The sequence below is a fragment of the Phaeobacter sp. JH20_08 genome (assembly GCF_048056635.1).
Taxonomy (GTDB): domain Bacteria; phylum Pseudomonadota; class Alphaproteobacteria; order Rhodobacterales; family Rhodobacteraceae; genus Phaeobacter; species Phaeobacter bryozoorum.
In genome coordinates this window covers 1-693 of record NZ_JAYMVV010000009.1, presented here as the reverse complement: position 1 = coordinate 693, position 693 = coordinate 1, and the positions used below count along the sequence as shown (strand labels likewise).

Sequence of the window (693 nt, the reverse complement as noted above, 5' to 3'; positions counted from 1 at the left end):
TGACTGGTTTTGCTTTGGGTTATGGACGCGCGTTCTCTCACGTTGCCTGCTGCATAAACGTCAACAACACGCAAACGGACGAGATCACATCCTCTGAGTTTGCTGTCTATTGCCAAGTTGAAGAGTGCCAGATCACGCACCCTATCGGAGAGTTCAAGGCGAACGCGAATTGCCCAGACATGCTTGGGACGCAAAGGACGTTTTTGGCCTATGATACGCCCTTTGTTCCAGGGAGCGTGACGCATGCGAATTGCGGGAAGGTTAGGAATTGACATAGTTGGTCCTCCGACCACCGCAACCCTCCACATCCTTGGCATTTCGCCAACGGTCTATGGATAGCATCTGAAGTCCATCCGTAGGTCGAAAGACTTCGAAGTATTCTTCGTTAGAGGATTACAATGCAAAGAAGTCTGCTTTGCTTCACTGCAATGCAGCAGAGCGGCGATAGGAGCATGAAAGAAGCTCTGACTTTGCAAATGACGCTTCCTGCGCAAAGGTACCCCTGGTGCTGACCACAGCATCAGCCAGAGCCACCGCCGGTTGCTGAATGGCGGCTTTTGGAAAAATGGCCCAAATGCTTCGCGCCTGCAGCGAAGTGCGCGCTGCGCTTAGTGCGAATGTCTCCTTCGGGCTGCCTGGCGTCGTCTGGTAGAAGCGTCCTGGTGAAGTTTCGCTGCAACCCTGCCGCCGCAT

At 53.5% G+C, this 693-nt stretch carries 1 protein-coding gene and 1 pseudogene; both read right to left on the bottom strand.

From position 1 onward, the window contains the following. A pseudogene (locus VWY75_RS09380) lies at window positions 1-275 on the bottom strand (integrase); the annotation flags it as partial. Window positions 276-420: 145 nt separating this feature from the next. Next, the coding region (locus VWY75_RS09375) for a hypothetical protein (protein WP_416537603.1) at window positions 421-693 on the bottom strand (273 nt) is incomplete at its 5' end.